This window comes from Mycobacteriales bacterium (assembly GCA_035995165.1).
GTDB lineage: Bacteria > Actinomycetota > Actinomycetes > Mycobacteriales > CADCTP01 > CADCTP01.
Genome location: DASYKU010000063.1, coordinates 1 through 18151, shown reverse-complemented (window position 1 = coordinate 18151; position 18151 = coordinate 1). Strand labels below are relative to the sequence as shown.

Sequence of the window (18151 nt, the reverse complement as noted above, 5' to 3'; positions counted from 1 at the left end):
ACCGGCGGGCCGCGCCCATCGTGGGGCGGACGACGGCGGTGCACGGCCCCGGATCCGGGGCTGGCAACGGGCCGGAGGGGATCGAGGCGGTGGACTCGAACGGGAGTACGGCGGCGGCGCGGGTACACACGGCCGACGGCGACAGCGTCGACGTGCCCAGCGGCGGGCGCCTGGTCTTCGGCCGCGGCCCCGACGCCGACCTCGTCGTCGTCGCGGGGCGCGGGCTGTCCCGGCGGGCCGGTGTGATCGCCGCCCTCGACGGCGGCGTGCTGGTCACCAACGTCAGCCGCACCCACGCGCTCTACGCGGTCGGCGAGGCGTACCGGATCCGGCTGCCGCGGGTCGAGGCCGGGGCCGAGCCGGTCGGCGGCTGGTTCGTCCGGACCGGGACGCTGGAGGTCGGCTCGCAGGCCATGCTCGACGACGCCAGCCCGCTGCGGATCGAGGTGGTCGGCGGGGCCGACGACACGCTGCCCGGAGCCGGCGAGGACCGGCCGGCCGGGGACGCGACCCTGCTGCCGCTGCGGCTGGACCCGGACACCAAGGTCTTCCTGGTCGCGCTGATGTGGTGCCGGCCGTGGCTGGTCGACCCGACCCGGACCACGCCGCTGCCGCGGACCCCGGAGATCGCCCGGGCCGCGCTCGAGGTGACCGACGCGTACTACGAGCTCGAGCGGTTCGACTCCGACCCGGCCTTCCGGGACCGGCTGTCGGCCCGGGTCGGCGAGCACCTCAAGGCGCTGCGGCAGAAGATCGCCGAGCGCGGACTGGTCCGGCCGGGCGTCCGGCTCTCGGACGAGGTCGTCGCCGAGGTGCTGCTGGAGTACGCGGTGATCACCGCGGCCGACCTGGCGCGACTGGACGACCCGGCCTGGTGCACCCGCCAGGAGGACCTCTGGTGGACCCGGGAGCGCTGACCGTCAGCCGTTCACCTGGAACGTGACCTGCTCCGCGGTGCCGTCCGAGCCGGTCACGACGAGCACCATCGTGCCGACCGGCAGGCTCCCGGCGAACAGCTCGTCGTGCTGGTTGACGGTGTAGTTGAACGAGCCGGAGTGGTCGACCACCGTGTGGTCGGGCGAGGTCTTTCCGTCCTGCACCCGGACGGTGATGATCGTGCCGGGCTTCCAGCCCCGCCCGGACACGACCGGAGTCGTCGCCGAGTCGCCGAAGGGCTGGTTGATCTTCAGCGACGGCGGTCCGGATCGAGGGGCATTGCCGGGCGGCGGACCGGGGGGCGGACCGGGCGGCGGACCGTCCGGCTGGTTCGAGCCCTGGCCCTGGGACGCGGGCGGCGATCCGCCGTCCAGCACGGTGCCGAGCAGGATTCCGCCGCCGATCAGGACGATCGCGGCCAGAGCGACCAGCACCGCCAGCAACCGCCGGTCGAAGGAGCGGGTCACGTGGGCCGGCGTCGGCTCCGGCGGGATCGACAGCGGCGCGGGGTCCGGCCGGGGCAGCGGCGGCAGCGCCGGCAGCCCGGGCTGGGACCCGAACGTGCTCTCCGCGTCGACCGGCTCGGCCGGCTGCGGCCGCCGCCGGTACTCCTCGATCATCTCGACCGCCGCCGCCGGCAGCGACCGCGCGCCCTCGCCGTCCTCGTACCGCATGGTGGCGGCGATCGCGGACAGCAGCGCGGCCGGGGTCGGCCGGTTGGCCGGGTCGCGGTCCAGGCAGCGGCCGATCGGGCCGGCGAGCTCGCGGGGCAGGCCGGAGAGGTCCGGCGGCTCGGTCGCCAGCCGGACCAGCACGTCCACGGTGGTGTCGCCCCGGTACGGCGCGTGCCCGGTCGCCGCGTACAGCAACGTCGAGCCGAGGGAGAACACATCGCTGGCCGCGGTCGTCCGGCGGGCCTCCCGGGCCTGTTCCGGGGCCATGTACGCCGGCGTCCCGAGCGCCTCCCGGGTGGCGGTGAGCTGGATCCGCTCGACCGCCCGGGACACGCCGAAGTCGATCACCTGCGGCCCGTCCAGCGAGACCAGCACGTTGGACGGCTTGAGGTCGCGGTGCACCAGCCCCACGCCGTGGATCGACTCCAGCGCCTCGGCGCAGCCGGCCGCGAGCCAGCGCACGGCCGCGACCGGCAGCGGCCCGCAGGTCTCCACCAGCCGGGACAGCGAGGGCGCCGGCACGTACGCGGTGGCCAGCCAGGGCACCTCGGCCTCGGCGTCGGCGGCCACGACGGCCGCGGTGAACACGCCGCTCACCCGGCGCGCGGCGGTCACCTCGTGCGCGAAGCGGTCCCGGAAGTCGGGCTCCTCCGCGTACTCCTCCCGGATGGTCTTGACCGCGACCAGCCGGCCGGCGGTGGAGCGGCCGAGGTAGACCCGGCCCATCGCGCCGGCCCCGAGCCGCCCCAGCAGCAGGTACGGCCCGATCCGGGCCGGATCGCTGCGCCGCAGCGGCTCCAGCTGGGGCCGCTCCGCCCGGTTTGCGCCCTGCGAGGTCCGCACGGGCCCCATGATGCCAAGTTGCGACGCGAAGGACAGCCCTTCGCCGGATCCGGCCCTTATCGAGCGGCGACGCCGCGGCCGGCCACCCGGGCCCAGCGCTCGGCGATGATGTCCGCGACCAGGTCCGGCCGGGACAGGAACGGCGAGTGGCTGGTGGCGATCTCCACGACCGCACCGGCGTTGCGGGCCATGATCCGCTGGTCCTCCGGGTGCACCGCCCGGTCGTCGGTCGTCAGCACGTACGTCGAGGGGACCGTCTTCCAGGCCGCCACCAGATCGGTCTCCACCGCAAGCCGATCTCGATCATGAACGCGGCCAGGTAGATCAGTTGCTCGACCTTCGGCGAGCCGGCCGCGCCCATCGTCACCGGGCTGCCGCCCCCAGGAGTGGCCGACCACGACGACGTCGCCGGGGGTCAAGGCCGGTGAGGGCGGCGACGAGTCGGCGCTGTTCGCGGGCGACCTGCTGCGGATGTACCTGCGCTACGCCGAGCGGCAGGGCTGGAAGACCGAGGTCCTCGACTCGGACCGGCGGTGGCGTCAGCGGGTACGGGGGAAGCCGAGGTCGACGGTCGAGGTGGCCGGGTCGGGCCAGCGCGAGGTGACGACCTTGCCGCGGGTGTAGAAGTTGATGCCCTCCGGCCCGTACATGTGGGTGTCGCCGAACAGCGAGCTCTTCCAGCCCCCGAAGGAGTAGTACGCCACCGGCACCGGGATCGGCACGTTGATGCCGACCATCCCGACCTCGACCTCGAACTGGTACTTCCGGGCGGCGCCGCCGTCCCGGGTGAAGATCGCGGTGCCGTTCGCGTACTGGTTGGAGTTCACCAGGGCGACCGCGTCCGCGTACGTCTCGACCCGGACGACCGAGAGGACCGGGCCGAAGATCTCGTCGGTGTAGACGCTCATCTCCGGGGTGACGCGGTCCAGCAGCGTGGTGCCGAGGAAGTAGCCCTGCTCGGGCAGGTCGCCCTCCCGGCCGTCGACGACCACGGTCGCCCCGGCGGAGGCGCCGGCCGCGATGTAGCCGGCCACCTTGTCCCGGTGCTCGGCGGTGATGAGCGGGCCCATCTCGCTGTCCGGGTCGGCACCGTCGCCGACGCGGACCTTGGGCAGCCGGGACGCGATCGCGTCGACCAGCCGGTCGGCCACGTCGCCGACCGCGACGGTCACCGAGATCGACATGCACCGCTCCCCCGCCGCCCCGTACGCGGCCGAGACCGCCGCGTCCGCGGCCAGGTCGAGGTCGGCGTCGGGCAGCACGACCATGTGGTTCTTGGCCCCGCCGAGGGCCTGGATCCGCTTGCCGTGCGAGGTGCCGGTCTCGTAGACGTAGCGGGCGATCGGGGTCGAGCCGACGAAGCTGACCGCGGCGATGCCGGGGTGGGTGAGGATGGCGTCGACCGCCTCCTTGTCCCCCTGCAGAACGGTGAACACGCCGTCGGGCAGCCCGGCCTCCTTCCAGAGCTCGGCCAGCCGCAGCGACGCCGACGGGTCCTTCTCGCTCGGCTTGAGGATGAACGCGTTGCCGCAGGCGATCGCGTTCGCGCACATCCAGAGCGGGACCATGGCCGGGAAGTTGAACGGGGTGATCCCGGCGACCACGCCCAGCGGCTGCCGGATCGAGTAGACGTCCACGCCGGTCGCGGCCTGCTCGGAGTAGCCGCCCTTGAGCAGCTGCGGCACCCCGGTGGCGAACTCGACGTTCTCCAGGCCGCGGGCGACCTCGCCGCCGGCGTCGCCGAGCACCTTGCCGTGCTCGCTGGTGACGATCGCGGCCAGCTCGTCGGCGTGGGAGTGCAGCAGCTCACGGAAGGCGAACAGCACCGCGGCCCGCCGGGACAGCGAGGCCGACCGCCACGACTTCGCCGCCGCCGTGGCCGACACCACCGCCGCCTCGACCTCGGCCGTGCCGGCCAGGTCGACGTCGCCGGTGTGCGCGCCGGTCGCGGGGTTGTGCACCGGTGCGGTGCGGCCGGAGGTCCCCGGGGTGCGGCGGCCGTCGATCCAGTGCGGAATCTGCGTGGTCATGAAGGTCCGTCCCAGGCTCAGGCGAAGACGATGGTCTTGTTCTTGTGCACGATCACCCGGTCGTCGACGTGCCAGGACACGGCCCGGGCGAGCACCGCGCGCTCCACGTACCGGCCGGCCCGGCGCAGGTCGGCCACCGACTGGCGGTGGTCGATGCGGACCACGTCCTGCTCGATGATCGGTCCGGCGTCGAGGTCCGCGGTGACGTAGTGCGCGGTCGCGCCGATCAGCTTCACCCCGCGCTCGGCCGCCTTCCCGTACGGGTCGGCGCCGACGAAGGCCGGCAGGAAGCTGTGGTGGATGTTGATCGCCCGCATCGGGAACGCGGCCAGGAAGTGCGGCGTGAGGACCTGCATGTAGCGGGCCAGCACGACCGCGTCGACCTGCCCGAGCAGCAGCTCCAGCTGCTTGTCCTCGGCCGCCTGCTTGGTGTCCGGGGTCACCGGTACATGGTGGTACGGAATGCCCCAGGTCTCCACCAGCGGCCGCAGGTCGTCGTGGTTGGAGATCACCATCGAGATGTCCGCGTGCAGGTCACCGGCCTTGCGTCGCCAGAGCAGCTCCTGCAGCGCGTGGTCGGACTTGGACACCATGATGGCCAGCCGCTTGATCGAGACCGCCCGGGACAGCCGCCACTCCATCCCGAAGCGGTCGGCCAGCGGGCCGAACCCGGCCGAGACCGCCGGCTCCCGCTCGTCCAGCCCGGGCAGCAGGAACTCGACCCGGACGAACAGCCGGCCGCCGGAGGGGTCGGTCGTGTACTGCTGCAGCGAGGTGATGTTGGCCCCGAGGTCGGCCAGGTAGCCGCAGATCGCGGCGCAGATGCCGGGCCGGTCCTCGCAGGTGACCAGCAGCCGGCCGACGTCCTGGTCCGGCCGGGTGTCCAGCGGCTCGAACGACATCGGGCGGGGCAACTGCACGTCAGTCCCGGCGGCCATGGGCCCTCCTGTATCGGGCCGCGCGGGGTGCCCGGGCGGGCGGAGAAGTCTCCTCCGCCGCCCGTCCGGACGCCGCTTCGGCTCAGTAGCGGTAGTGGTCCGGCTTGTACGGACCGCTCACGTCCACGCCGATGTACTCGGCCTGGTCCTTGCGCAGGGTCGTCAGCCGCACGCCGAGCGCGTCGAGGTGCAGCCGCGCGACCTTCTCGTCCAGCGGCTTGGGCAGCACGTAGACCTGCTTCTCGTACTCGCCGGGCTTGGTCCAGAGCTCGATCTGGGCGATCGTCTGGTTCGCGAACGAGGCGGACATCACGAAGCTCGGGTGCCCGGTCGCGTTGCCGAGGTTGAGCAGCCGGCCCTCGCTCAGCACGATCACCGAGTGGCCGTCCTCGAACGTCCACTCGTGCACCTGCGGCTTGATCTCGAGGCGCTTCACGCCCGGCAGCTTGGCCAGGCCGGCCATGTCGATCTCGTTGTCGAAGTGGCCGATGTTCCCGACGATGGCCTGGTGCTTCATCTTGGCGATGTCCTCCGCCATGATGATGTCCTTGTTGCCCGTCGTGGTGACGAAGATGTCCGCGGTCTCGACCACGTCCGCCAGCCGGACGACCTCCAGGCCCTCCATGGCCGCCTGCAGCGCGCAGATCGGGTCGATCTCGGTGACGACGACCCGGGCGCCCTGGCCGCGCAGCGACTCGACGCAGCCCTTGCCCACGTCGCCGTAGCCGAAGATGACCGCGACCTTGCCCGCGATCATGACGTCGGTGGCCCGGTTGAGGCCGTCGATGAGGCTGTGCCGGCAGCCGTACTTGTTGTCGAACTTCGACTTGGTGACCGAGTCGTTGACGTTGATCGCCGGGAACAGCAGCGAGCCGGCCTTGGCGAACTCGTACAGCCGGTGCACGCCGGTGGTGGTCTCCTCGGAGACGCCGCGGATCTCGGGCACCATCGCGGTGAAGCGGTTCGGCTCCGCCGCGACGCTGCGCGACAGCAGCTCCAGGATGAAGCCGTACTCCTCGGAGTCGGTCGGCGCCGGGCCCGGCACCGCTCCGGCCGCCTCGAACTCGGCGCCCTTGTGCACCAGCAGCGTGACGTCGCCGCCGTCGTCGAGGATCATGTTCGGGCCGGTCCGGCCCTCCCAGCGCAGCGCCTGGTCACTGCACCACCAGTACTCCTCCAGGCTCTCGCCCTTCCAGGCGAACACCGGGACGCCGCGCGGGTCGTCCTTGGTGCCGTCCTTGCCCACCACGACGGCGGCCGCGGCGTGGTCCTGGGTGGAGAAGATGTTGCAGCTCACCCACCGGACCTCGGCGCCGAGCGCGATGAGCGTCTCGATGAGCACGGCGGTCTGGATCGTCATGTGCAGCGAGCCGGTGATGCGGGCGCCGGCCAGCGGCTGGGACGGGCCGTACTCCTCCCGCAGGGACATCAGGCCGGGCATCTCGTGCTCGGCCAGCCGGATCTCGCGCCGGCCGAAGTCGGCCAGGGACAGGTCTGCGACCTTGTAGTCGAAACCGGCGGCTGCGCGGTCCACGCTGAGCGTGGCGGTCATGCGTTCTCCTCGGGGTCGGTACGGCGGTGAGCGGCCAGGAACGCCCGCACGTCGGTGGCCGACTCGGCTCCGTACGTCCGGGCGACCCGGGACGCGAAGTCCTCGGCGGTGAACGTGTACTCCTGGGTGCCGACGGACTCCAGCACGAAGCTTGCCAAAGTACAGCCGATCTCCGCCGACCGGCGTGCCCCCAGGCCGCTCTGCAGCCCCGCGAGGAAGCCGGCCCGGCACGCGTCGCCGACCCCGGTCGGGTCGGCCGCCTCCAGGTCCTGATGGGCTCCGACGTGCACGGACGTCCCGTCGGCGGACCGGATCTCCAGTCCCTTGGCCCCGAACGTGGTGACCCAGTGACCCACCCGGGACAGGATCTCGTCCCGGGTCCACTTGGTCTTGTGCTCCATCAGGTCACGTTCGTACTCGTTGGTGAACAGCAGCTGGGCGCCCTCGACGAGCTGCCGGATGTCCGAACCGTCCATCCGGGCCAGTTGCTGGGACGGGTCGGCCGCGAACGGGACGCCGAGCTCGCGGCACGCCTGGGTGTGGCGGACCATCGCCTGCGGGTCGTTCGGGGCCACCAGCACCAGATCCACGGTACCGATCCGGCGGACGACGTCGGCCAGGTCGATCCGTCCGGCCTCCGCCATCGCGCCGGCGTAGAACGAGGCGATCTGGTTGTCGTCCGCGTCGGTCGTGCAGAGGAAGCGCGCGGTGTGCCGGGTGTCCGAGACGTACACGTGCGCGGCGTCGACGCCGTGCGTCTCCAGCCACTCGCGGTACTCGGCGAAGTCCGCCCCGACCGCCCCGACCAGGTAGGAGGAGAACCCGAGCCGGCCCAGCCCGACGGCGATGTTGCCGCCCACCCCGCCCCGGTAGATGTGCAGGTCGTCGACCAGGAACGAGAGCGAGACGTGGTCGAGCTGGCCGTCGATCAACTGCTCCCGGAACCGCCCGGGGAACGTCATCAGGTAGTCGCCGGCGATCGAGCCGGTGACGACGATGCTCACCTCGGTGTCTCCTGACGTCTCGGGGCTCAGGCGCCCGGCGGGGTGGTGCCGGCCGCGTTCGCCAGCGCCTCCGCACGGTCCGTGCGCTCCCAGGTGAAGTCGGGATCGTTGCGCCCGAAATGCCCGTACGCGGCGGTCTTGCTGTATCGAGGTCGAGCAAGCTCCAAGTACTCCCGGAATGCGGCCGGGCGCAGGTCGAAGGTCTCGTGCACCAGCTTCTCGATCGTGGCCCCGGGGCACCGCCTCGGTGTCGAAGGTCTCCACCATCACCGAGACCGGCCGGGCCACCCCGATCGCGTACGCGACCTGCACCTCGGCCCGGGCCGCGAGACCGGCCGCGACCAGGTTCTTGGCCACGTACCGGGCCGCGTACGCCGCCGAGCGGTCCACTTTGGACGGATCCTTGCCCGAGAAGGCCCCGCCGCCGTGCCGGGCGAAGCCGCCGTACGTGTCCACGATGATCTTGCGGCCGGTGAGGCCGGCGTCGCCGACCGGACCGCCGATGACGAACCGGCCGGTCGGGTTGACCATCAGCTGCGCACGCAGGTCGGCGTCGAAGAGGTCGGCGGGCAGGCTGTGGGTGACGACCTGCTCCCAGAGGTCGGCCTCCAGCTGCTCGTTGGTCACGTCCTCGGAGTGCTGGGTCGAGATCAGCACCTTCTCCACCTGGACCGGGCGGCCGTCGACGTACCGGACGGAGACCTGGGTCTTGCCGTCGGGCCGCAGGTAGGGCAGCGTGCCGTCCTTGCGGACGGCGGCCAGCCGGGCCGCGAGCCGGTGCGCCAGCGCGATCGGCAGCGGCATCAGCTCGGGCGTCTCGTTGCTCGCGTAGCCGAACATCATCCCCTGGTCGCCGGCGCCGACCTTGTCCAGCGAGCTGTCGCTGCTCCGCAGCCGGGCCTCGGCGGCCAGGTCGACGCCCTGGGCGATGTCCGGGGACTGCTTGTCCAGCGCGACGAGCACGCCGCAGCTCTTGCCGTCGAAGCCGAGGTCGCCGTGGTCGTAGCCGATCCGGCAGACGGTGTCGCGGGCCAGCTGGGCGTAGTCGATCCCGGCCGGCGCGGTGATCTCCCCGGCCAGCACGATCAGCCCGGTGGTGATGAGCGTCTCGCAGGCCACCCGCGCCCCGGGGTCGGCGGCCAGCGCCGCGTCCACGATCGCGTCCGAGATCTGGTCGGCGATCTTGTCCGGGTGGCCCTCGGTCACCGACTCGGAGGTGAACAGGTACTCGCGGGGAACTACCTGGGTCATCGCTCACGCTCTCTCGTGGTCGGTGGCGACGGCCGGTACCGGGGCCGGCTCGGCCGCGGGGAGCCCGCGCCGGACGGCGCCGGTGGCCTCGACCATCCCGCCGAGCTTGGCCCGGGCGATGTCGGCGGGCAGGTGCCGCAGACCGCAGTCGGGGTTGACGATCAGGTTCTCCGCGCCGAGCACGTCGACGGCGCGGCGGATCCGGGACTCGATGAGCTCCGGCGGCTCGACCCGGCGGCTCTTGACGTCCACGACGCCGAGACCGAGCTTGCGGTCCCAGCCGCCGCGGGCGACGACCTCCAGGTCCTGGTATCCCTTGCGGGCGAACTCGAGCAGCAGCTGGTCCACGTTCGCGCCGAGCACGGCCGGGAAGAGGAAGTCGTAGTGCCCCTCCCAGGACGGCCGCGCGTACCGGTTGCCGTAGCAGACGTGCAGGCCCCACTCGGCCTCGACGTCCTTGGTGACCACGTTGATGGCCTCGACCGCGAGGTCGACGTCGTCGGGGTAGCCGGCCAGGTACGGCTCGTCGATCTGGATCATCGTGGCACCGGCCGCGGCCAGGCTCGCGGCCTCGCTGTGCAGCACGTGGGCCAGCGCCAGCACCAGCTCGCGGTAGCCGCCGTAGTGCTTGTCCCGCAGCCGCCGGGACAGCGAGAACGGGCCGGTGAAGGAGACCTTGAGCAGCCGGCCGGTCTGGCCCCGGGCGAACTCGTAGTCCTCGGCCAGCCCGACGGTGGCCGGCTCGTCCAGCGGTAGCTGGGAGACGACCTCGGCGTCGTAGTAGTCGTAGTAGAAGGACTTCTCCGGCCCCTCGATCTGCACGCCCGGCAGTCGGCTGAGGATGTAGTCGATGTCGTTGTCCCGGCGCAGCTCGCCGTCGCTGACGATGTCGATGCCGGCGATCTCCTGGTCCTTGATCGCCGCCTTGATCGCCATGTCGTGCACGGACTCGAGCTGGGCCCCGGACAGCTGGCCGCGGTGGAAGTCGGTCTTCAGCCGCTCCAGCCAGTCCGGCACCGAGTACGACCCGATGACCGTGGTGGGCAGCAGCGGCAGCCGCGTGACGTTCGTCATGGCGCTCAGTCCCGGGCCTGCGCGGTCATCGTCACGATGTTCGTCCCGGCCCGGTGGGCGAAGGGCGCGTACTGCACGTCGTAGCCCATCCGGCGGCCGATGTGCGCGAGCAGCGGGCCGTTGATCCAGCAGACCACCGAGCCCTCGTACTTGCCCGGTCCCCGGAACGCGGTCCGGTACGAGCCGACGTCGGTGACGAACAGGTCGTGCGAGATGAGCTTCCCGTACGGATGCAGCAACCGCAGGGTGTCCACAAAGGACCGCACGGTGCCGTTGTTCACGTGCAGGCGAATGTCCTCTCCGGACTCCAGGAACGGGCGCAGCATCTCGCCGTCCACGTCCGGCGCGATCTGGTAGAGATCGAGGCCGCCGATCGGGACGTACCGTTCCTCCAGCCGGAGGTCGGCCCAGGCCTGCCGCCAGAACGCGACCGCGGCCTCGGGGGTGGGCAGCTGCAGCGGCAGCGCCTCGCTGGCCAGCTCCGGCCCGAGCTTGAGCAGCTTCTGCAGCACGGCCGGCACCTCGGCGGGCGCGCCCGAGATCATCCCGGCCAGGTTCTCCGCGGCCGGCGCGGGCAGGTAGGCCCGGACCTGGTTGAGGTAGGTCCGCCCGCCGAGCTGCGCGACCTCGTCGGTCGGCAGGTTGTCGTAGACGTTGGAGATGTAGACGAGAAACACCTTGTACTGCAGGAAGGACAGTGCCGCCAGCGGCTGGGTCGCGTCCAGCACGAAGGAGCTCACGTGGCCGAGGTGGTCGGCGACGTTCGCGCGCGCCATCTCCAGCACGTACGGCGAGTAGTCGCACATGAGGTAGTGCAGCCGCCGGTAGTGCTCGGTGCCGCGCTGGGTGTCCATGGTGCGGAACTCGTCCAGCCAGATCTTGGCCTGGTTGCCGTTGCCGACGCCGAGCTCCAGCACGTAGAGCTCGTCCGGCAGCGAGCGCCGCTCGACCAGCCGGTCGCAGGCGTCCAGCAGCTCGGCGATGATCTCGCGGACGCCGGCCAGGTTGCGGGCGTCGCTCTCGCCGCCCGGCAGCGCCTGCTCGTACGCGCGGCCGGTCGCCTTCTCCCAGCCGTCCAGGGCCCGCCAGTACAGGCCGTTGAAGTCCCAGATGCAGCTGTCGGTGCCGGCGCACCAGTCCTCCAGCCGGACCCCGTACGCGGCGCCGCTCTGGTAGCGGGCCAGCGCCTCGGCGGTCAGCGCGCGCAGGTCGGCGCCGGCCGTCCGGCGCAGGTCGACCGCGATCTCGACGCCGTCGGGCGCGCAGGCCGCAGCCGGGCCGGACCGGTTCAGCGGGGTCGAGCAGATCGCCCGCGGGTCGACCACGTTGCGGAAATTGTTCTTGTACTGCAGCCAGTCGCAGACGACCCGGACCTTGGACATGTCGATGCCGTCGTCGAGCAGACCCTCCACGACGGGGCCGAGCGCGCCGGCCAGGTCGACGGGTGCCTTGCCCCGCAACCGGCTGACCGGGCGGACCTCAACCAGCATGGCGGGCGCTCCTCTCGCTGACCGGGCGGGAACCGATGCCGGCGGCATCGAGGATCTCCGGCACCAGGAACTCCTTGCCGAAGACCATGACGTGCACGCCGGCGACGCCCGGGATCTCGCGGACCTGCTGGGCGATCTCGACACAGAGCCGGACGCCCTCGGCCCCGAACCGCTCCGGCGGCACCGACGACAGCCGCCGTACGACGTCGTCGGGGATGTGGACGCCCGGCACCTGGGTGCGCATGAACTCCAGCGCCCGGGCCGAGCGGATCGGGCCGATGCCGGCCAGCACCGCGCAGTGCTCGGTCAGGCCGAGATCGCGGACCTCGGCCATCCACCGCTCGAACTGGCCGACGTCGAAGACGAACTGGGTCTGCGCGAACTCCGCACCGGCGGCGACCTTCTTGCCCAGCCGGGCCGCGCGGAACCGCTGCGGCGCCGCGAACGGGTTCTCCACCGCGCCGATGAGGAACGACGGCGGCGGGTTCACGGTCCGGCCGGACAGCAGCCGGCCGGTGTCCCGCAGCGCCCGGGCGGCCCCGGTCAGCGAGATGCTGTCGAGGTCGAAGACCGGCTTGGCGCCGGGGTGGTCGCCGAAGCGCGGGTGGTCGCCGGTCAGCAGCAGCACGTTGGGCACGCCGAGCAGGCCGGCGCCGAGCAGGTCGGACTGCAGCGCGATCCGGTTGCGGTCCCGGCAGGTCAGCTGCATCACCGGTTCCAGCCCGGCCCGCATGGCCAGCACGCTGCCGGCCATCGAGGACGGCATCACGCTCGCGCCGGGGTTGTCGGTGACGTTGACCGCGTCGACCCAGCCCGCCAGCGTCGCGGCCTTGCGCCCGACCCGGTCCGGGTCGATGCCGTGCGGCAGGTCCAGCTCGGCGGTGACGGCGAACCGGCGGTCCCTGATCGCGCCGCGCAGGCCGGCGGTCCGGCCGCCGGCGCCCAGGGCCGGCCCGGTCACGCCGCCGCGCCGGAGGTCGGCCAGATCGGCAGCCGGGTGCGGACGCCGGCCGGGTCGGCCCAGAGGTCGTCGTCGCGGCCCTGCCAGTAGTTGACCCAGCTGCTGGAGCCGGTCAGCCGGTGGTCGACCGGGCGCTGCAGCAGCGAGAGGTCGGCGGTGTGCCCGGCCTCCTCGGCCCGCTCGTACGCGATGACCCAGACGCAGCGCTGCTCCGGGAACACCTCGCAGGCGCCGTCGGCGGAGACCCCGCCGCAGGGCCCGTTGCGCAGCTGCTTCGGACAGGTCTGCGGGCAGGCGTACGCGGTCGCGGGCAGGGCGCACTGGCCGCACATCCGGCAGCCGAACGCCCTTTCCTTGACCGCCTTCTCCGTCGCCGTGAACGCCCACCCGGCCCGCTCGTGCCGCTCCAGGAAGCGGGCCAGCGCCCGGGTGACCCGGTTCGGGGTGAGCGCGTGGTGCAGCAGGTAGTTCACCCGGGCCGACAGCCGCGGCGGGAAGGGACGGGGCCAGGCGGCCCGTGTTGCGGTGTCGACCGGCATCGCGCCCCCTCGTGTCCGCCGTCGAGCCGACTGTCCGGCCCGGGTTTGTCCGACCACCTGAGGATCACAGCCGGGCCCGGGCGGGGTCACGGTCGTCAGGGCCAAATCTCGGACCCGGCCGGTTGTGGTGGACGACAGCGCCCGCGCCCGGACGATGAGAATGTAGGATTGTCTGACGACGCAACCGGACTTCTGGAGGGTGCGTGGCCGACGTGACGCGGTTCGCGGGGCAGGTCGCAGTGGTGACCGGGGCGGGCTCCGGCCTCGGCGCCGCCTCGGCCCGCCGGCTGGCCGCCGAGGGCGCGCAGGTGCTCGTCGTCGACATCGACGCCGACGCGGCCAAGGTAACCGCCGAGTCCATCGGGGAACGGGCGCGCTGGACCGCCGCGGACGTCGCGGTCGAGGCCGACGTGGACTCCTACGTCCGGACCGCGGTGGCCGAGTTCGGCCGGCTGGACCTGCACCACCTCAACGCCGGCATCGTCGGCTCGTTCGCGGCCCTGCCGGAGCTGACGGTCGCGGACTTCGACCGGGTGCTCGCGGTCAACCTGCGCAGCGTGTTCCTCGGCCTGCGCGCCGCTTCCGCCAGTACGAGGCCCAGCGCAGCACCGGCAACATCGTGCTGACCGCGTCGATCGCGAGCCTGCGCGGCAGCGCCGACATCCTGCCGTACCAGATCTCCGAGCACGGCGTCCTCGGCGCGCTGCGCGGCGCGGCCGTGTACGGCGGCCCGCTCGGCATCCGGGTCAACGCGGTCGCCCCGGGCATCGTCCCGACCGGCCTGTTCGCCGCGAACGCGACCGCGGTCGGCGGCGGCGGCGACATGGTGCGGCGGGCCTGCACCTCGCCGCTGCGGCGGGCCGGGACGCCGGAGGAGATCGCCGCGGTGGCCGCGTTCCTGCTCAGCGCCGACTCCGCGTACGTGACCGGCGAGGTCGTCTCGGCCGACGGCGACACCGCCGTGGTCAGCAGCGTCCGGCCGTCCGGCGGGGCCGGGGCCTGGGACCACGAGTCGGTGGACCGGGCCCTCTACGGGGACCGATGACCGTCCGCCTCGGCCGCGCACATCGCCCGGGCCACCACCACGCGCAGGTGCGCGGGCACCGGGCTGGTCGACATGCGCAGGTGCGCGACGGTCTCGCGCAGCCGGCTGACCTCGTCCTCGAGCCGGCGGATCGTGTCCAGGTGGTCGATCTCGCGGGATTCGGCGAACACCGCGATCCGGCGCAGTTCCTGGACCAGCGGGGCCAGCAGCCCGTCGCCGTCCAGGACCGGTGTTCTCTGCTCCATCGGCTCGACCTCCCGGCTGTGGCAGCGTGGCCGAACGCTAACCACCCGGACGGGCCCGGCGACATGTCGCCGGGGACAAACCCCCGCCCCGGCCGGTTGGGTTGTCACACAATCCGGACGGGGCCGGCGTTGTGAGCGAGCCGCCGGGCGGCCGGCTGCGGGCCGAGAACGCGGTGCTGCGCGACATCGTCACGATCTACAGCGAGCTGTCCGGACTGGCCTCCCAGGACACCGACGCCACGACCGTGGTCCGGCTCGTCGCCGGCCGGGTCGGCGGTGCCGCCGCGGTCGTGGACGCCGAGCTGGAGGTGCTGGCCTGCGCGTCCGCCGAGGAACCCGACCCGCTGGCGGGCGTGCTGGCGACCGAGCGGGCCGCGCTGGCCCGGCTGGTCGCCACGGCCGCGTCGACCCGGCGGGCGCTGACCCTGCCGGCCGCGGACGAGGCGGCGCCGTCGGTGGTGGTCGCGCCGATCATCCTCGGCGACGAGCCCGCGGCGTACCTGCTGACCGCGAACCGGGACGAGGACGGCCAGGGCGAGGACACCCGGCTGATGGTCACCGAGCACGCGGCCATGATCTGCGGGATCGTGCTGGGCCGGGCCCGGGTCGTCGCGGCCGCGGCCGGGCAGGCCCGCCGCGAGCTGTTCGAGGGCCTGCTGCTGCTCGGCGACCGGGCCGGCGCCGACGCCGACGGCTGGGCCCGGCACCTCGGCATCAAGCCCGACCAGCGGCACCGGGTGCTCACCACGGTCTTCCGCAGCCGTACCGGCGCGGCCGGCCCGATCACCCGCGAGACCGAGGTCGCCGCGGTCGTCGAGCACCTGCTGCTGACCCGGTGCGCGGCCGCGACCGTGGTCAACCGCGGGGGCGAGGTGGTCGCGGTGGTGGCCGAGCCGGACGCCGGGCCGGATCCGCTGACCCGGCTGACCGCGGTCGCGACCCAGTGCAAGACCTCGGTCGAGGGCCGGTTCCCGGGGGCGACGGTCTCGGCCGGCATCGGCAACGCCTACACCGGCGCGGCCCGGATCAGCACCTCGTACGCGGAGGCCAAGCACGCGCTGGACACCACCGCGCTGATGGCCGGCCTCGGCGGCGTGGTCGCGTTCGCCGACCTCGGCATCTCCCGGCTGCTGGCCCGGGTCCGGGACGTCGGCGACCTGCGCGACTTCGCCCACGACGTGCTCGGTGAGCTGCTGGCGCACGAGCGTGCGCACGGCACCGACTACCTGGCCACGCTCACCGTCTATTTCAACGAGAACAACAGCCCGCAGCGCAGCGCTCGACGGCTGCACATGCACCCGAATACCGTCGCGTACCGGGTCCGGCGGATCGAGGAGATCACCGGGCTCAGCCTCGGCTCGTACTCCGACCGGCTGATGCTGCAGGTGGCCCTGGAGATCGTCAACGGACTAGGAGACTCGGGATGAGCGGCTTCGCCGATGCCGTGGCCGGGCGGATCCTGGTCTGCGACGGCGCGATGGGCACCGCCCTGCACGCGGCCGGCAACTCGCTGGACCAGGCCCTGCCGGCGCTCAACCTGTCCGACGCCGACCTCGTCGGTACCATCCACGACGGCTACATCGACGCCGGCGTGGACGTCCTGCAGACCAATACGTTCGGGGCGAGCCGGCTGCGGCTGGCCCCGTCCGGGTACGGCGACCGGGTCGCGGAGATCAACGCGGCCGGCGTCCGGATCGCCCGTACGGCCGCGGCCCGGACCGACCGGCGGGTGTTCGTGGCCGGCTCGGTCTCCCCCGCGGTGACCGTCGCGCAGCGCAACACCACCTCGGCGGCCGAGCGGACCTGGGCCCTGCGGGAGCAGATCGTCGCGCTGCACGACGCCGGCGTGGACCTGCTCGTGCTGGAGACGTTCGGGTTCCTCACCGAGCTGGTCGAGGCCGTGACCGTGGCGGCCGAGCACAGCTCCGCCCCGATCGTCGCCCAGGCCACGTTCGTCTCCGACGGCCGGACGCTGTCCGGGCACTCGCCGCGCGAGGTGGCCGAGGCGCTGTCCGGGCACCCGGTCCGGATGCTCGGCATCAACTGCACGCTCGGCCCGCAGGGCTCGCTGGAGGTCGCGACGGAGCTGGCCCGGCACACCGACCGGCTGCTCTCGGTCCAGCCGAACGCCGGCCTGCCGCGCCGGGTCTCGGCCGAGCGGCTGGAGTACGAGGTCGACCCCGAGTACTTCGCGCGGTACGCGGAACGGCTCGTCGCCTCCGGCGTCCGGCTCATCGGCGGCTGCTGCGGCACCACCCCGCTGCACATCGGCGCGGTGGTCAAGGTGGTGGCGGCCCGGCAGCAGGAGGTCGCCCGGCCGGTGCTGGACTCGGTCCGGGAGCGGGAGCCGGCCACCCCGGCGGACCGGCCGGGCTGGCTGGACGGGCCCGGGCTGGTCGTCGGGGCCGAGCTGGTGCCGCCCGCGACCGGGCACCTGCAGGAGGCGCTGGAGGCGGCCGAGGCCGTCCGGGACAGCGGCGCCACCCTGTTCTCGATCGCGCCGCCGGCCCCGGGCCGGGCCCAGCGGACCGCGATGAACCAGTCCGTCGACGTGGCCGCGAAGCTGCAGGACCGGCTCGGCGTCCCCGCGGTCCCCTCGGTGACGACCTGGAACCGGACGATCATGGCGCTGCAGGCGCACCTCCTCGGTTCCCAGGCCCGCGGCGTCAGCCGGGTCGTCTGCGAGACCGGCAACCCGCCGCTGACGGGCGACTACCCCACCGTGGACGGCAAGTGGGAGGTCGACTCGATCGGCCTGATCGAGCTGCTGGCCGCGCTGAACGCCGGGGTCGACTACAACGGGCTGCGCATCTCCAGCGGGGTCACCTTCGACATCGGGGCCCGGTTCAATCCGGGCGCGCACGACGTCGCCCAGGAGCAGGACCGGGTCCGGCGCAAGATCGCGGCCGGCGCCCAGTTCCTCATCACCCGCCCCGTGTACGAGACGGCCGGCCTGCAGGCCGCGCTGGAGGCGATCGACGGCGCCGTCCCGGTGCTGGTGACGATCCGGCCGCTGCGGTCCTTCGACGAGGCCGAGTACCTGCGCTACGAGGTCCCGGACGTGACCATCCCGGCCGGCGTGATGGACCGGATGGAGCGGGCCGGCGCCAGCAGCGTCCGGGTCGGGCTGGACATCGCGGCCGAGCTCGCGACCGAGGCCGGGCACCTGGTCCGCGGCGTCGTGCTGGGCGGCAACGAGCCGGGCCAGCTGGCCGAGCTGGTCCGGGCCCTGGTCGGGATCACCCCGCCGGGAGCAGTCCCGCCGCGGTGAGCTCCTCCACCAGGATCGGCCCGGCCGTGGTGGCCGCGTGGATGCCGATGACGCTGGCGATCTCCAGCACCTCCATCAGCTCCAGGTAGGCGGCCAGGAAGCTCGCGTCCAGCTCCAGGATCGCCTGCCAGGCCGGGCCCCAGGTGCCGCGCACCTAGACGAACTCGGCCTTGATCTTCTGCTGCTCGGGCGTCAACCCCATGCGTGTCAGCTCCGGTCCACTGTGGAGGGCATGTTCTCCAGCGCGGCCAGCTTGGCCAGCCCGGTCCTGCGGGCGTTGCCCAGGTGCCGGGCGCAC

17 protein-coding genes and 2 pseudogenes are annotated in these 18151 nt (G+C 73.0%); 6 read left to right on the top strand and 13 right to left on the bottom strand.

Annotated features, from left to right (window positions below):
* Nucleotides 1–89: 89 nt before the first annotated feature.
* Nucleotides 90–917 carry a hypothetical protein gene (locus VGP36_10615; protein ID HEV7655162.1) on the top strand — a complete coding sequence of 276 codons (828 nt, stop codon included), beginning with the start codon at nucleotides 90–92 and terminating at the stop codon, nucleotides 915–917.
* A 3-nt stretch (nucleotides 918–920) separates the two neighbouring features.
* Here the strand turns inward: VGP36_10615 and VGP36_10610 are convergent, their stop codons facing one another.
* Both VGP36_10610 and VGP36_10605 read right to left on the bottom strand, forming a co-directional pair.
* Nucleotides 921–2453: a serine/threonine-protein kinase gene (locus VGP36_10610; GenBank protein HEV7655161.1), complete on the bottom strand. Its 1533-nt coding sequence runs from the start codon at nucleotides 2451–2453 to the stop codon at nucleotides 921–923.
* Between the two features lie 56 nt (nucleotides 2454–2509).
* Nucleotides 2510–2740 carry an alpha/beta fold hydrolase gene (locus tag VGP36_10605; protein HEV7655160.1) on the bottom strand — a complete coding sequence of 77 codons (231 nt, stop codon included), beginning with the start codon at nucleotides 2738–2740 and terminating at the stop codon, nucleotides 2510–2512.
* A gap of 105 nt (nucleotides 2741–2845) precedes the next feature.
* Here VGP36_10605 and VGP36_10600 point away from each other — a divergent pair.
* A pseudogene (locus tag VGP36_10600) lies at nucleotides 2846–2975 on the top strand (PCRF domain-containing protein).
* A 17-nt stretch (nucleotides 2976–2992) separates the two neighbouring features.
* Here VGP36_10600 and VGP36_10595 read toward each other — a convergent pair.
* The 9 genes and pseudogenes from VGP36_10595 to VGP36_10555 form a co-directional block, all read right to left on the bottom strand.
* Nucleotides 2993–4483 carry a CoA-acylating methylmalonate-semialdehyde dehydrogenase gene (locus tag VGP36_10595; GenBank protein ID HEV7655159.1) on the bottom strand — a complete coding sequence of 497 codons (1491 nt, stop codon included), beginning with the start codon at nucleotides 4481–4483 and terminating at the stop codon, nucleotides 2993–2995.
* A gap of 17 nt (nucleotides 4484–4500) precedes the next feature.
* Entirely contained in the window at nucleotides 4501–5385 is an 885-nt protein-coding gene (gene purU / locus VGP36_10590; GenBank protein HEV7655158.1) for a formyltetrahydrofolate deformylase, read from the bottom strand.
* A gap of 118 nt (nucleotides 5386–5503) precedes the next feature.
* On the bottom strand, nucleotides 5504–6973 hold the full coding sequence (gene ahcY, locus VGP36_10585; protein HEV7655157.1) for an adenosylhomocysteinase: 1470 nt from the start codon (nucleotides 6971–6973) through the stop codon (nucleotides 5504–5506).
* Complete coding sequence (locus VGP36_10580) at nucleotides 6970–7935, bottom strand: carbohydrate kinase family protein (protein HEV7655156.1); 966 nt, start codon at nucleotides 7933–7935, stop codon at nucleotides 6970–6972. Before VGP36_10580 ends, ahcY begins: the two co-directional genes overlap by 4 nt.
* 68 nt (nucleotides 7936–8003) lie before the next feature.
* Nucleotides 8004–9228 (bottom strand): annotated as a pseudogene (metK, locus tag VGP36_10575) (methionine adenosyltransferase).
* A gap of 3 nt (nucleotides 9229–9231) precedes the next feature.
* A complete protein-coding gene (locus VGP36_10570; GenBank protein ID HEV7655155.1) occupies nucleotides 9232–10302 on the bottom strand; it encodes a hypothetical protein in 1071 nt (356 codons plus the stop codon).
* Nucleotides 10303–10307: 5 nt separating this feature from the next.
* Complete coding sequence (locus VGP36_10565) at nucleotides 10308–11792, bottom strand: class I SAM-dependent methyltransferase (protein ID HEV7655154.1); 1485 nt, start codon at nucleotides 11790–11792, stop codon at nucleotides 10308–10310.
* Nucleotides 11782–12753 (bottom strand): methylenetetrahydrofolate reductase, encoded by a 972-nt coding sequence (locus VGP36_10560; GenBank protein ID HEV7655153.1) that lies wholly within the window; start codon nucleotides 12751–12753, stop codon nucleotides 11782–11784. The genes VGP36_10565 and VGP36_10560 overlap by 11 nt, the downstream gene beginning before the upstream one ends.
* On the bottom strand, nucleotides 12750–13292 hold the full coding sequence (locus tag VGP36_10555) for a methylenetetrahydrofolate reductase C-terminal domain-containing protein (GenBank protein HEV7655152.1): 543 nt from the start codon (nucleotides 13290–13292) through the stop codon (nucleotides 12750–12752). Before VGP36_10555 ends, VGP36_10560 begins: the two co-directional genes overlap by 4 nt.
* Nucleotides 13293–13495: 203 nt before the next feature.
* Between VGP36_10555 and VGP36_10550 the strand changes: the two genes are divergently transcribed.
* Together VGP36_10550 and VGP36_10545 are read left to right on the top strand one after the other, a co-directional pair.
* Nucleotides 13496–13918: an SDR family NAD(P)-dependent oxidoreductase gene (locus VGP36_10550; GenBank protein HEV7655151.1), complete on the top strand. Its 423-nt coding sequence runs from the start codon at nucleotides 13496–13498 to the stop codon at nucleotides 13916–13918.
* Entirely contained in the window at nucleotides 13912–14337 is a 426-nt protein-coding gene (locus VGP36_10545; protein ID HEV7655150.1) for an SDR family oxidoreductase, read from the top strand. Before VGP36_10550 ends, VGP36_10545 begins: the two co-directional genes overlap by 7 nt.
* Here the strand turns inward: VGP36_10545 and VGP36_10540 are convergent.
* The gene (locus VGP36_10540) at nucleotides 14322–14582 is read right to left on the bottom strand and encodes a hypothetical protein (GenBank protein ID HEV7655149.1); all 261 of its coding nucleotides are present in this window, start codon (nucleotides 14580–14582) and stop codon (nucleotides 14322–14324) included. The genes VGP36_10545 and VGP36_10540 overlap by 16 nt on opposite strands.
* A 131-nt stretch (nucleotides 14583–14713) precedes the next feature.
* On the opposite strand from VGP36_10540, the gene VGP36_10535 reads away from it, so the two are divergent.
* Together VGP36_10535 and VGP36_10530 are read left to right on the top strand one after the other, a co-directional pair.
* Nucleotides 14714–16009, top strand: a complete 1296-nt coding sequence (locus VGP36_10535; protein HEV7655148.1) for a helix-turn-helix domain-containing protein — start codon at nucleotides 14714–14716, stop codon at nucleotides 16007–16009.
* Nucleotides 16006–17853 (top strand): bifunctional homocysteine S-methyltransferase/methylenetetrahydrofolate reductase, encoded by a 1848-nt coding sequence (locus tag VGP36_10530; GenBank protein ID HEV7655147.1) that lies wholly within the window; start codon nucleotides 16006–16008, stop codon nucleotides 17851–17853. Before VGP36_10535 ends, VGP36_10530 begins: the two co-directional genes overlap by 4 nt.
* On the opposite strand, the gene VGP36_10525 is transcribed toward VGP36_10530, so the two are convergent.
* On the bottom strand, nucleotides 17822–18007 hold the full coding sequence (locus tag VGP36_10525) for a hypothetical protein (protein HEV7655146.1): 186 nt from the start codon (nucleotides 18005–18007) through the stop codon (nucleotides 17822–17824). The genes VGP36_10530 and VGP36_10525 overlap by 32 nt on opposite strands.
* Between the last annotated feature and the right edge of the window lie 144 nt (nucleotides 18008–18151).